Annotated in this window: 11 protein-coding genes; 4 read left to right on the plus strand and 7 right to left on the minus strand. The window is 31.9% G+C overall.

Annotated elements, in window-relative coordinates:
- The first annotated feature begins 16 nt into the window (after window positions 1-16).
- Together VOI25_RS10220 and VOI25_RS10225 are read left to right on the plus strand one after the other, a co-directional pair.
- Window positions 17-889: a cupin-like domain-containing protein gene (locus VOI25_RS10220; protein ID WP_323788971.1), complete on the plus strand. Its 873-nt coding sequence runs from the start codon at window positions 17-19 to the stop codon at window positions 887-889.
- A gap of 82 nt (window positions 890-971) precedes the next feature.
- Window positions 972-3,140 (plus strand): endonuclease MutS2, encoded by a 2,169-nt coding sequence (locus tag VOI25_RS10225; RefSeq protein WP_323788972.1) that lies wholly within the window; start codon window positions 972-974, stop codon window positions 3,138-3,140.
- Here the strand turns inward: VOI25_RS10225 and VOI25_RS10230 are convergent.
- Window positions 3,137-4,693, minus strand: coding sequence for a thiol-activated cytolysin family protein (locus tag VOI25_RS10230; protein ID WP_323788973.1), 1,557 nt, complete (start codon window positions 4,691-4,693; stop codon window positions 3,137-3,139). The genes VOI25_RS10225 and VOI25_RS10230 overlap by 4 nt on opposite strands.
- Before the next feature lie 25 nt (window positions 4,694-4,718).
- The gene (locus tag VOI25_RS10235) at window positions 4,719-5,657 is read right to left on the minus strand and encodes a hypothetical protein (RefSeq protein ID WP_323788974.1); all 939 of its coding nucleotides are present in this window, start codon (window positions 5,655-5,657) and stop codon (window positions 4,719-4,721) included.
- A gap of 905 nt (window positions 5,658-6,562) precedes the next feature.
- On the opposite strand from VOI25_RS10235, the gene VOI25_RS10240 reads away from it, so the two are divergent.
- Both VOI25_RS10240 and VOI25_RS10245 read left to right on the plus strand, forming a co-directional pair.
- The gene (locus tag VOI25_RS10240) at window positions 6,563-7,843 is read left to right on the plus strand and encodes a tetratricopeptide repeat protein (RefSeq protein ID WP_323788975.1); all 1,281 of its coding nucleotides are present in this window, start codon (window positions 6,563-6,565) and stop codon (window positions 7,841-7,843) included.
- A 23-nt stretch (window positions 7,844-7,866) separates the two neighbouring features.
- Complete coding sequence (locus VOI25_RS10245) at window positions 7,867-8,286, plus strand: thiol-disulfide oxidoreductase DCC family protein (protein WP_323788976.1); 420 nt, start codon at window positions 7,867-7,869, stop codon at window positions 8,284-8,286.
- Window positions 8,287-8,802: 516 nt separating this feature from the next.
- Here VOI25_RS10245 and VOI25_RS10250 read toward each other — a convergent pair.
- Genes VOI25_RS10250 through gshB form a run of 5 tightly spaced genes read right to left on the minus strand, consistent with a single transcriptional unit; the run spans window position 8,803 to window position 12,981 of the window.
- The gene (locus tag VOI25_RS10250) at window positions 8,803-9,963 is read right to left on the minus strand and encodes a flavohemoglobin expression-modulating QEGLA motif protein (RefSeq protein ID WP_323788977.1); all 1,161 of its coding nucleotides are present in this window, start codon (window positions 9,961-9,963) and stop codon (window positions 8,803-8,805) included.
- Window positions 9,963-10,793, minus strand: coding sequence for an N-formylglutamate amidohydrolase (locus tag VOI25_RS10255; RefSeq protein WP_323788978.1), 831 nt, complete (start codon window positions 10,791-10,793; stop codon window positions 9,963-9,965). Before VOI25_RS10255 ends, VOI25_RS10250 begins: the two co-directional genes overlap by 1 nt.
- 4 nt (window positions 10,794-10,797) lie before the next feature.
- A complete protein-coding gene (locus VOI25_RS10260; protein WP_323788979.1) occupies window positions 10,798-11,127 on the minus strand; it encodes a hypothetical protein in 330 nt (109 codons plus the stop codon).
- 2 nt (window positions 11,128-11,129) lie between these two features.
- Window positions 11,130-11,951: a sulfurtransferase gene (locus VOI25_RS10265; protein WP_323788980.1), complete on the minus strand. Its 822-nt coding sequence runs from the start codon at window positions 11,949-11,951 to the stop codon at window positions 11,130-11,132.
- Window positions 11,944-12,981 carry a glutathione synthase gene (gene gshB, locus VOI25_RS10270; RefSeq protein WP_323788981.1) on the minus strand — a complete coding sequence of 346 codons (1,038 nt, stop codon included), beginning with the start codon at window positions 12,979-12,981 and terminating at the stop codon, window positions 11,944-11,946. The genes VOI25_RS10265 and gshB overlap by 8 nt, the downstream gene beginning before the upstream one ends.
- Window positions 12,982-13,010 lie beyond the last annotated feature (29 nt).

Consider the following 13,010-nt stretch of genomic DNA (forward strand, 5'->3'; position numbering starts at 1 on the left):
GTAAAACCTACAAATCATGGAAAAAGCAATTATAGAAAGAGTACAGAATATTTTAAATTCACCTCTACAGGATATTAAAACAATAGAGACAATTTCTCATGATGACTTTTTTAAAGATTATTTGAAAAAGAATACTCCAGTTAAAATCACTAAAATGATGGAACATTGGAAGGCTACAGAACTTTGGTCATTAGATTACTTTGAGAAGATAGGAAAGGATAAAGAAACATATACCTATAAAGGAAATATTAGACAAAATGATACCAATTGGCAATTTGGTGCTTTTCAGGATTATTTAAATGAAATTAGGAATACTAAAACAGACACGTATTTAGGAAATATGCCAATTGCAAAAATGTTCCCTGAACTTTTAGATCATGTAGATTTTTCATTGATTTCGAAAAATACAGTTAGAAATTCAACATCACTTTGGATTGGACCTCCTGGTACTTTAACGGGATGGCATACGGATCGACTAGCAAATAATATTTTAGCATTGATTGAGGGACGAAAATTAGTCTTTTTGGTAAATCCAAAAGATTCAGATGATATGTATCCTAGTGAAAAATATGAACCAGGTTCACGTTTAAGTGATGTAAATATGGAGGATTTTGATGCCTCTAAACATGCTAGGTTTAAAGATGTGAATGTGCAGTATACCATTATTAATCCTGGTGAAATGCTTTTTATTCCGCAAACTTGGTGGCATTGTGTCTATGGTTTAGACATTTCAATTAGTTCAAATAACTTTGCCTTTACTCCAATTGACAATTTTAAAATGAAAACTTCAGAGCTTATTAAACGTAACCTGCATAGTGTTGGTTTATTCGGTTCTAAAGATTGTGTTTGTCATTATGTAAATGATGAAGGGAAACGCGTTAGACGTTAATTGTAATTGGCCATACAATTCACTTTATTACTTAATCATTAATAAGTACCTTTGCTGCTTTATAAGTTTGGCCAAATAATTAATGATTAGTATTCACGACAAAACATTGCAAGATATTGAGTTTTACACGGTTTTACAACAAGTGTCAGAATTGTGTATCACAGATTTAGGGCGAGTAGAAACGTTAAAAATTAGGCCTTTTTCTTCAAAAGAACAGGTTTTACAATCCTTACAGTTTACCAATGAATTTGTATCCTCTTTTTATAACGATAATCGCATACCTAATCACGGTTTTGAACCTATAACGAAAGAGCTTAAACTTTTAAAAATTGAAAACTCATATTTAGAAACTAAAAGCTTTCAAAAGATTGCATCAATAACACTTGCAATTACTAATATACTCAAGTTTTTAAAGTCCTTTGAAGAGTATTATCCAACACTATATAATTCGTCTTCTTCAATTACTATAATCCCTAATCTAGTTTCTGAAATAGATGCCATTATTGATCGCTTCGGAGACGTGAAAGACAACGCAACTGATGATTTATATCAGATACGTCAGTCCATAAATTTGGTTAGAGGAAAAATCAATCAAAGTTTTACTTCAGCTTTAAACACGTATCACAACTTGGATTATTTAGATGATATAAGAGAATCTGTGGTCGAAAATAAGCGTGTACTGGCCGTAAAAGCGATGTACAGACGAAAAGTCAAAGGTAGTATTATGGGAAGTAGTAAAACTGGTAGCATAGTTTATATACAACCAGAAACAACCTTTCAGTATGCCAGAGAACTTAATAATCTTGAATTTGAAGAATCAGAAGAAGTTGATAAAATTTTACGTAATCTTACCGAATATATAAGACCTTATACGCAAGCTTTAGAAGCCTATCAGATCTTTTTAACTTCTCTTGATGTAATTTATGCTAAGGCCAAATATGCACAATCAATAAACGGTATACTTCCAGAGATAAATGAAGATAAAGTTTATGAAGCTAAAGAAGCCTTTCATCCGTTGCTTTATTTGTCAAATAAAAATCAGGGAAAGGTCACATTTCCACAATCTATAGTGCTTCATCCTGAAAATAGAATCATAGTTATTTCTGGTCCAAATGCTGGAGGAAAAAGTATTACATTAAAAACTATAGGATTATTACAAGTGATGATTCAATGCGGATTATTAATTCCTGTTCATGAGAAAAGTAATATCTGTCTGTTTGATCGGATTATCAGTGATATTGGTGACAATCAGTCTATAGAAAACCATTTGAGTACCTACAGTTACCGATTAAAGCAAATGAATTACTTTCTTAAAAAATGTAATAAAAACACCTTGTTTTTAATTGATGAATTTGGAACCGGTAGTGATCCAGAGCTTGGTGGAGCTTTAGCTGAAACCTTTCTTGAAGAATTTTATCATCGCGAAGCCTACGGAATTATTACAACCCACTACTCAAACTTAAAAGTTTTAGCAAACGAATTGCCATTTATGCAAAATGCTAATATGATGTTTGATGAAAAAACTTTAGAGCCCATGTTCAAATTGGCATTAGGTCAAGCTGGTAGTTCATTTACATTTGAAGTCGCTCAAAAAAACGGGATTCCTTTTAGCTTAATTAATCGTGCAAAAAAGAAGATTGAACGAGGCAAAGTAAGATTTGATGCTACTATTGCTAAACTTCAGAAAGAACGCAGTAAGCTTGAAAAAACAGAGCGATCATTAAAAGAAAACGAAAGGAAAAAGCAAACTGAAGCTGACAAACTTGAAGAAGTTAATGCAAAAGTTCAGAAGAAATTAGAAAACTTTCAAGAATTATACGATAGTAACCAACGCTTAATTTATCTTGGACAAAAGGTAAACGACATTTCAGAAAAATACTTTGAAGACAAAAAGAAACGTGAGCTTATGGCAGAGTTGTTTAGACTCGTTCAAATTGAAAATTCTAAACGAAAAAAAGTGTCAGCAAAACAAAAACGTGCCGAGAAGCATAAAGAGAAACAAGTAAAGCAAGAAGCTGAGAAAAAGGTAGCTGTTATTAGAAAGAAAAAGAAATCTGCTAAAGCAAAAGAAATAAAAATAGAAAAGCCTAAACCGAATTTAAAAGTTGGAGATCGTGTGCGTATGTTTGATGGTAAAGCTATAGGAACTATCGATTCTTTAGAAAAAGGAAAAGCCATAGTAAACTATGGCATTTTCACAACTAACGTCAATACAGACTTATTAGAATTGGTTGAGGCTAAAAAAAATTAATTACATGATACGGTAGTCACAGTACCATGATCGTTAGAATCTCCTCCAGAAAATTTATAACATTTTTCAGATGTTACATGGTTTAAATCTATATCTCTTATTTGTTCCCAATCTCCAAACCACCCAATTTGACTCTCAAAGATTATTTCAACATCATATGCTCCATTTGGTGGAGAGGTTGTATGTTGAGACCCTTGGTTTAATTCAAATTTTGGTCCAGTTAAATAGAAATTGCCTCCAGCTGGTTTGTATTTAAAGTAAAATCTTGTGTCATGAAATGAGTTATTAACGACATTAACATCTTCATGAACAAAATTCACACTTGGATCACATTGTTCAACTGTATAATCTGTGTTGTATCCCATTTTAGCTAAAGAATTATTTTTTAGAAAGCGCATCGTATAAGCAATAGGAACTCCTGGGTTATCTGCACTCAATAGTGCATTAGATCCTGTTAGGACATCATTTATTCCTCCTGGTCCAGAACTGAATTCAGAGTTGCTAAGAGGACTAACTCCAACTTCGGCATTACCTCCAATGGTCATTAACTTAAAAGTTGATGTTTGAAGCACAGATTCATAATCAGAATTGAAATTGGCATCTGCATTTACACTATAATCTAAAACCGCACTTAAATCAATATTAGCTGTCTCTTCACTATATTCGGTTTCCATACGTAACACAATTATTCTACCATAGGATACTGAACTTACATAAGCAGCAGGTTGTTCATCAGTAATTCTAGCTCTAACATCATCCAAGGTTAATGTATTTCCTAACATATCGGCAGGAGATTGAGGTGTATCCATTGATACGGTAAAAAATACTTGTTTAAATGACATCGTAGCTACTCTGCGTTCTGTATTATTTGTAAACTGAAGTTGAGAAGCTACATTGTTATCTGCCCAAGCTAAGTTTAAACCGATATCCATGCTCAATTGAGATGATGAATATAATGTTGATGAAGAATAAATAAAATTTGCTGGAATTTCATTTCCATTCGCATTATTATACCACCATTGTAACGCATTATCTATTTTGGTGTCTACAACAGATTTAGTAGGATTTTGTATATTTAATACACCATTCTGACCAATTCCTGGCAAATCAACTCGAATTGTATAACTTCCTTTTTCAATAGATAAAGGATCAGGATTACCATCTAACATTCTATCATTTGCTGCTACAAGAGCTCCTGGATAAATGGCATCCAAATTTGGTCGCAAAATGGCAACATCATCAAAATTGGAATCTAATGAGTAATCAACAATTGAGCATTCAGATGTTTGTCCGTTTACAGGATCCGTAAACCCATCAAATTCATAAGTGGGTGTTCTTCTACTTGGCTCTCCTCCTGTGTCTTTTACATCTAAAAGTGTATTTCCATCATAACTCAATCCAAGTAGATATTCGTTTATACTAGCGGCAAATGGGTTCTCGTCTACTGTATCATCATCCTCTGGTTTGCTACAATTTAATGCTACCAATGCTAAGGCAAATAATAGGCAGAATTTTAAATTATATTTTACAGTATTTTGTTTTATTGTTTTCATGATTTTATTGTTTAATTAAAAAAAATTAATCCCATTGCTTTAAAGAGGTACTCAAACCTTGTTGAAGTAATACCTTGCCTAAAACTGTATCGTCCAAAGTAGCTGTATTTCCTCCTCCAAGATTATAGCTACTAGAGTTGTCATTTTTAGCTCCAATTTTCAATGATGCATATAAACCTAGGAAAGCCTCAGACATAGTTTTTGTATCTGCTCCTTTTAAAACAAAATGATTAAAACCATCATCATGGTCAGGCAATATTTCGCCAACACTAGAAAATGAAGATTCTGCAGATGTTTCTGATAATTTTACACGGTTACTAGCGGCATTGCTTGACCATGAATAATATTTAAATGCAAAGAAGTAATGATCCATTGGCATGCTATTACCATTGGCATTAGCAAAGGTCTTACCTCCTGTCACCTGTTGTACAGAATTATTATTGAATAATTGAGTATCTGAAGCACCACTTTTAGATGTTTCTGCCAGATAATTAAAAAGATTATTGTACTCGCTTTCAGTAATCCAAACCCATTCACCTGGTGAAGCATCTTCATACGCAGTTCTTGTATTTCCATTTAAAAACGCCCAAATATCGTCGACATCTTGAATAGCAATTTTATATTCTAAAACTTCTGTTTCTGAACCATTACTAACGTCAATAGTCACAAATAAGTTTTCGTTGGTTTCATAGTCGAAAGCTAACCAATCACCTACTCGTAATTCATTTCCATTTAAAATAGCAGCTTGAGAGGATGTTTCAAATGCTATTGAATAATTAAGATTTCCTTCTAAATTAGAATTTATTGTTGTGATTAAATCACCACTTGAAGGATATTCATCAATGTTTATTGTAATTACATTGTCTGAAGGTTCGTTTGAATTGCCATCATCTTCCGAACTACACGATACTAAAAGTGCAATAGAGAAATAAAAGCATAATTGATAAATAAATTGTGTTTTCATTATTATAAAGATTTTGTGGTTTTAATTTTTGTAGCGACTCACAACTGGAAAAGTCTGCAGCCATTCCAGCGCAAGACACCACAAAATATTTATGTCATCATTTAGTAATGACGAATCAAATTTAGAGTTGACTTTCTATAAAAACTATTATTTGGTATGGACAAAGTATGGACAAGACACATTTAAATGTATATATTCATACTAAAATCTAATGTAGTATTTTGAGATTAACTTGTTGAGAAATAAATGTTTATAAATATAAAACATGATAGTTGACATGGACAAACTCTAGACTCTGTAATTTGGCGTCAGGACTAATCAAGTTATTTATGTCTATAATTAATTATCTTAGTATCTCCAAAATACATATTATGAAACATCATTTGATTGTTATTTTTTTAATTGCATTTACAAGCAATTTATTACATGCTCAGGATCCTATTTATATATTGCCAAATGAACAACGAGGGTTAATTGACAATGGATATAAATGTTTAAAAGAGAAACAAAAAGATTGCAACTAATATTTTGAAAAAGCTTTAAATGTTTCTAAGGAAATTAAAAACGATACAATTCTAGCGCAAACTTATTTTGAAATTTGTAATGCTTTAGATTTTGCAGGCAGCAGTGAAGATCATATCATTTATGCTAAACGCGGACTTAAGTTAGATGGTAAAAATCATCCGTTAGTAACAAATAGATTACTCAGAGAACTAGGTTATGCATTTTCAAGGTCTGGTAAAGTTGATAGTCTGATTCCTATTTACGAATCAGCAATTTATTGGGCTGAGTATGCAAATGATAGTAGTGAAATTGCTATTAGTAGAATTCGGCTAGCAAGCTCATACAAAAGACTTGGTAACATTAAAAAATCTATTGAACTCTTATTAGACACAAGAGTTTATGTGAAGGCAAGCAAAGATATTCATCGAGAAAGTGGTTTGCTTTTTACTCTGGCAAATGCCTACAGTGCTAATTATGATGATGAATTGGCTATTACCAATTATGAACAAGCTGCAAAAGGGTTTTTAGAAGCTGATGATGATAGAATGTATGCAGCTTCTTTAGTTAATTTATCGATAGTTGCTAATGATATTGGAAAACATAAACTTGCTCTTGATAAACTTCCAAAGGCTATAAAAGTTTTCGAAGAAAAAGACCCTAATAGTATATTATATGCTAAAACACAATTAGGTCATGCACATTATCTCGATAAAAATATAGATAAAGCTATACGTATTTTTAAAGACTGTATCGAAGAATCTGTAAGAGTTGACAATAAAATTTTAGAAAATTTAAATAGAAAACATCTTGCGCAAGCTTATTTGGATACAAGTAAACCTGAATTGGCTTTGAATGAAACCAATAAAGTCTATAAAAATGAAAAATTAAGAGGCATATCTGATGCGTATTTGAGTGCTTTAAAGTTGCATGCTGAAGCCTTGACACTAAATGAAAAGAATACAGAGGCTGTTGCTGTTTATAAAGATTACATAACGACTAAAGATTCCATCTTTACTAAGGATAAAGAAAAAGAAATTGCTAATATGCGAGAACTTTATGAAGCCGAGAAAAGAGAAGCACAAATTGAATTACTGGAAAAAGATGTGTCCTTGAGTCGCACACAAAAAACTCTGTATGGAATTGGGATGTTTTCGTTTATAGCAGTTGCAGGACTACTCTACTTCGGATTTACACAGCGCATGAAGAAGAACAAAATTGAACGCGAAAAACAAGAAGCAATCTTCATACAGGAAATAGAATTTAAAAAGAAAGAATTAGCCTCTCAAACTTTGCACTTGGTACAGAAAAGCACCTTTATCCAAGAATTAAAAGAGAATTTAGAAAAAATTAAAAAATCGCCAGAGTTATTCAAAGTAGAATTCAGACGCCTAGTTATGCTCTTAAAAAAAGAAAGTGCTGAAGATAAAGATTGGGAAGTCTTTAAATCCTACTTTTCAGAAGTACACAATAACTTTGATCATAAAATTAAAGCCATTGCAGAAGACATTACAGAAAAGGAAATACGATTGGCTTCCTTTTTAAGGATGAATTTATCTACTAAAGAAATAGCTTCCATGTTAAATGTACTGCCAGATAGTGTTTTAAAATCAAAATATAGACTCAAGAAAAAAATGCAACTTGATAAGGATGATGATTTAACTCAATTTTTAAATGGGTTATAAAATCTAACACGTATTTTTGCAGAGTGATAGACCATTTACCAAAACATAAACAATTGATTCTTTTTGATGGTGTTTGCAATTTATGCAACTCTTCTGTATTGTATGTGATTAAACATGACCAAGATGAGCGTTTTATGTTTGCACCTCTACAAAGTGCGGCTGGAAAACAAATCATTGAAAAATTTAATATAGATACATCTAAAACAGATTCTATTCTTCTCTATTCTTCAGAAAAAGGTTTATCCATTAAGTCAAGTGCTGCATTGCATATTGCTAAACATTTAGGCTTTCCAAGAAACTTAATGACCGTGTTTTTTATTATCCCGACATTTATAAGAAATTGGGTATATGATTTTGTGGCGAGAAATAGATATAAATGGTATGGCAAGAAAGATGCTTGTATGATACCGACACCAGAGTTAACCTCAAAGTTTTTAAAATAAAAAAGTCCTTTTCTTCAAAAGGACTTTAATAACTAACAACTAATTAAAACTAATTTACTCTAAAAATTATCATTAACATTTGAGGGATTATCTAATATATGTAATGATTAATAGCACATTTATTTTGATACTGTAAACATACGCAACATCCTTAAAATCAAGCTATTTTATCGATATAAAGCGGTAAATAATTGATAAAAAAATTGGAACTGCAAAAATCATCTATAAGATGCACTATTCATACTAAGTCTTCGTTTTTAAAGTATAAAATGACTTTGCTAATCAAAAAAAGGAGTTTACTCAGTCATAAATAGGCTTAACTCACTTTGAATTTGTATTCGTAAAAATAGAACATACATTGAGGTAATAATAGCTTAAAGCCTTAAAGCAAAACAGTCAGTTTGAGCCCAACTTCTGTTAGTTGGGAACGACTCAAGTTCTTATCTTGTGTAAGTCTAACGCATGATGAGTTTCAGAGTAACTTCTGAAAAAGACACTTTTGCCTTTAAGGCTTTTTTACTTTAAACTTTTTAAAATGAAATCTAAATTGGTGTTAGAATTATCATTATTAACATAGGAATCTGTGTAGAATTTTGATGGAATTGCTAAACCTAAATCTTGAAGCTTTTTTATAGTACCTAAATATTCTAGGCTTACTTTTCCTGTTAATAAAGGATTTAAGTCGCCTCCAGATTTAGCAAAATTATAAACTTGATTGATTCCTCTTAAATATAAATGATCTTTTGTGAATCCACCACCTCTATGTACTCTTAAGGTAATAGTAAAAGCTTCATTTCTACCCAATTTATATTGGTTGTGTAATAAATCAAATGTGTCTGCAAAACTATAACCCTTATTTAAAGTGTCAACTGCAATCACACGATAGGCCAATTCTTTTAAGCGTTTCATAGTTAAACAACCTGACATGTATTCTGAATATACAGCTAAGCCTTCTTGAGTTTCTACATTATTTGGTAATCCGTTTGAAAATACCTTGAGCGGTTGAGATAAGCCATTAAAGGTAGTCACCATATGAACTCCAATTTCATGATTGGTTAATACTTTTAACTGATTTAAACTAAACTTATGATTCTTATGTAAGACTAAGGTTTGGGTGTTATTCAATACCATTGCTGCTGCGGAAAGATTTGTAGACAACTTAATGTTGTACTCAAAATCATAACGTGTTGAATAGTCCTTAAAATAATCTACAGCATCATCTGAAGAATACATTGGTAAGAATTCTTCGTCAAAATCACTGTCATCAAAGCGAAGAATAAATTTTGCATTATCAATGTCAATTTCTGTAGGCGTACCAAAACTTTTTAAACTATTAAAGTAGAATTTTCGTCCTTGATTTATGGTTTGAATACATTCAATAAGTCCTGAATATTCATAAATAACATCTTCATATAACTGTCTAATGTCATCATCTTCAATACGCTCTAAGCGTTGAGAGAAAAATAAACGATGCAGTTTATAACCATTGAATTTAATTTTCGGATAATTAAAGACTGGATCATAGGTAAACTTTGAAGAAAAGAACTGTTTCTTTTCTCGTATAATATTTAATGGATTGATATAATTGAGAACTTCAATTTTTTTGACCAATCTATCGATATTTCCATCAATATCAAATAAGTCTTGATATTCAGATGTACTTGGAATTTGAGACATTATAATTTATGTTTTTTGTAGAAATTGGCTGCATGTTCTGGTAATTGTACACGAAGTTGCTTTTCGACAGCTGCAACAACTTCAGGAAATAAAATGTAATCGTACTCATCACAATACACCTTTGCAATTTCAGTTGCCAAAACTAAAGTATTTTTGAAGTTATTGGTAATAAATTTTAAGAAATATCCATTACCTTGAAAGGTGTCATTTATCTTTGAAGTTGACTTAATGTCAAGAGGAAATTTCATTTCAGATAAGCGCTGTCTCCATGCTTCTATATCTGCGCCAAATCTATCATTATCTACATTTGATGTTCCTAAATTCCATGTTGGTACTTCCCTATCCCAACGTTTCCAATTATAGCTATGCATATCATAAACGATGCAAACCCCAAATTTTTCTTCAAGTTTCGAAATAAGCGCATTTACTACTTTATAAAAATTAGCATGCTTGTTTTTACTTTTTTGTTTTTGATCTGCTGGTAAAGGCTGTTTCCATAATTGTTTTCCCCAAGCAGTTTCAAACACGGCTTCTTCTGGAGTTCTATTTAAATCATATTCAAATCGTGAATCACAACCAGCTATCACAATGGGATGTGAATTAATCATGTTTTTAGTTTCAGGATCTTCCTCATACCATCGTTCGTATGCTGTATGCAAACAATTCTCCCAAAGTTCTTTCCTGAATTGATGTCCATCATGCACTGCTCCACAAGCATAATGCACATACTTTTCAATTTTTAAGGTGAAAGAGTAATCTTCAGAAACCGCATGAAATAGTTCTTCAGCGTTTATTTTATCAATAATTTGATCAACTGATAATCTTTCCATAGGACTAACTCAATATTTTTTTTAAGCTATTATAAATGGCATGTTCCATTTGATCCATATGACCATCTGCAAATGCCATGAGTTTAATATCGGCAAAAAGCGCATCAGGATTATTACTGTAAGTTGGTTCGGTATTTACAGCGTCAACAATTTTAGTGATGCTTTGATAATCATTATCAGCATCAAATTCTACCTTAATATGCTTATAGGTTTCGGCATCAACACGAGACAAAATATACTCATGTTCTTTTTTTGTTTCTTGTAAATCAGAATGAGCAACATATAATAAAATATAAGCTACTAATTCTTGTTTTGTCCAGTTAGTGTTTGCCATAATTACGTTGTTAAAGATCCATATTCTGTCCATGAACCATCATAAACAGTAATTTGTTTGTAGTCTAAAATTTCGGCCGCTAAAGCTAAAATACAAGCAGTAATTCCAGAGCCACAGGAAAAAGTTAGTGATTTCTCTCCGATTATAAAAGTATCAAAAACTGTTTGTAATTCCTGTTTTGGTTTTAAACAATTTCCGGTTAACAACTTGGTGTAAGGAAGGTTTGCAGAATTTGGAATTGTTCCGCTTCTAAGACCTTTCCTAGGTTCAGGAACACGACTTGTAAAACGATCTTCGGAACGTGCATCTATAATTTTTATAGTTTCATTTTTAGATGATTTTAAAATATCATCAAAAAAACACATTTTGGAGGCGTCATAAACCGCTGTAAAATTTCCAGTTTTAAAATTGAAAGGACATAATGATGTTGATGTTATAAAGCCTAATTTTTTCCATTCAGGTAATCCTCCATCTAATACTGCTATGTTTTTAAATCCGAAGGTTTTAAATAACCACCAAACTCTTGGGCTCCAATACACTCCTTTATCATCGTATATTACAAGAATTGAATCATTATTAATACCGAGTAATCGAGCTTCATCCTGAAACTGTTGTAGTGAAGGAATCGTATTAGGGAACTCAGCAGTTCTTTCACTAAATTTTTCTTTTAAATCGAAAAATCTTGAATTTGGAATATAGTCTTTAAAAGAAGAGCTATCTGTTTTTACACTGGCATCTAAAATAATTAATTGATCTAAATGTCGATTGTCATTTAACCATTTGCAACTAACAATGGTTGACTCGAATTGACCATCATTAGGCATCTTCAACAGTTTTACGTAATCGTACTCTTCTATCAAAGGCTTGGAGCTTATCTATAACTTTACTCTCAACAAAATCGATGACACGTTCTTCTACTTTAGTTTTTGATTTATAAACTTTATTGATATATGTGATTCCTCCTGGTGACATCACATTGACTTCAACTAATTTGCCACCAATTACATCGATGCCAACAAAATAGAGTCCGTCTTTAACCAATTTCGGACCAATTTGCTTACAAAGGGCTTTTTCTGCTTTTGAAAGTGAATGTTTTTGAACTGAACCACCTGCGGAAACATTTGATCGATGATCATCAGATCCTGGAACACGTTTCATCGCACCAACGGGTTCGCCATTTAACAACAATATTCTAACATCACCTTGATCTGCTCCTTCAATATAATCTTGAAGTATGACATAATTAGAGTCATTTTCACCACTAGTTATATAAAAATCTAATAACGAATTGATATTACTCATTGCCGATTTTTCTATTAAAATAACGCCAGAACCACCAAATCCATTGAGTGGTTTTAAAATCATTTTGTCAGCTTTTGATTCTTTAATTTGTTTTACTAGATATTCTTTGTTTTTAGACACATGTGTATTTGGAATTATATTGCTATGTGCATCTCCAAATGCAGCTGTGTACAGCTTATTGTTAGCTTCACGCATTCCTTGGAGCGAATTGACAATAAATACATCATCTTTTACCGAATCTAAAAAATTTAGCATGATTGGATCTAACGGTGGATTTGCTCTAAAGAAAATAGCATCAAAACCAGCAAGAGGCAACATTTCTTCTCTAAGTACAGATTTATTATAAAATGCTTTAAGCGTAGAAGGTACTTTGTCCATACGACTAATTACAGTACAAAACGCATTAGTCACACTGTCTCTAATAGTTAGGTTTGCTGGTGTACACATGGCAACACCATGATGACGTTTTACACATTCTTTAATTAATGCTAAACTTGTATCGTTTTCAGGATCTATGTCTTTCCAAGGATACATTATAAAACATATATTCATAGTCAATAATTTTGGTTGATTAATCGCAT

Origin of the sequence: Psychroserpens sp., assembly GCF_034670085.1 — a bacterium.
Classification (GTDB): domain Bacteria; phylum Bacteroidota; class Bacteroidia; order Flavobacteriales; family Flavobacteriaceae; genus Psychroserpens.

Bases quoted from the DNA above. Each gene is read 5' to 3' on its own strand.
- VOI25_RS10220 (WP_323788971.1), top strand. From the start codon at position 17: ATGGAAAAAGCAATTATAGAAAGAGTACAGAATATTTTAAATTCACCT.
- VOI25_RS10225 (WP_323788972.1), top strand. From the start codon at position 972: ATGATTAGTATTCACGACAAAACATTGCAAGATATTGAGTTTTACACG.
- VOI25_RS10230 (WP_323788973.1), bottom strand. From the start codon at position 4,693: ATGAAAACAATAAAACAAAATACTGTAAAATATAATTTAAAATTCTGC.
- VOI25_RS10235 (WP_323788974.1), bottom strand. From the start codon at position 5,657: ATGAAAACACAATTTATTTATCAATTATGCTTTTATTTCTCTATTGCA.
- VOI25_RS10250 (WP_323788977.1), bottom strand. From the start codon at position 9,963: ATGTCTCAAATTCCAAGTACATCTGAATATCAAGACTTATTTGATATT.
- VOI25_RS10255 (WP_323788978.1), bottom strand. From the start codon at position 10,793: ATGGAAAGATTATCAGTTGATCAAATTATTGATAAAATAAACGCTGAA.
- VOI25_RS10260 (WP_323788979.1), bottom strand. From the start codon at position 11,127: ATGGCAAACACTAACTGGACAAAACAAGAATTAGTAGCTTATATTTTA.
- VOI25_RS10265 (WP_323788980.1), bottom strand. From the start codon at position 11,951: ATGCCTAATGATGGTCAATTCGAGTCAACCATTGTTAGTTGCAAATGG.
- gshB (WP_323788981.1), bottom strand. From the start codon at position 12,981: ATGAATATATGTTTTATAATGTATCCTTGGAAAGACATAGATCCTGAA.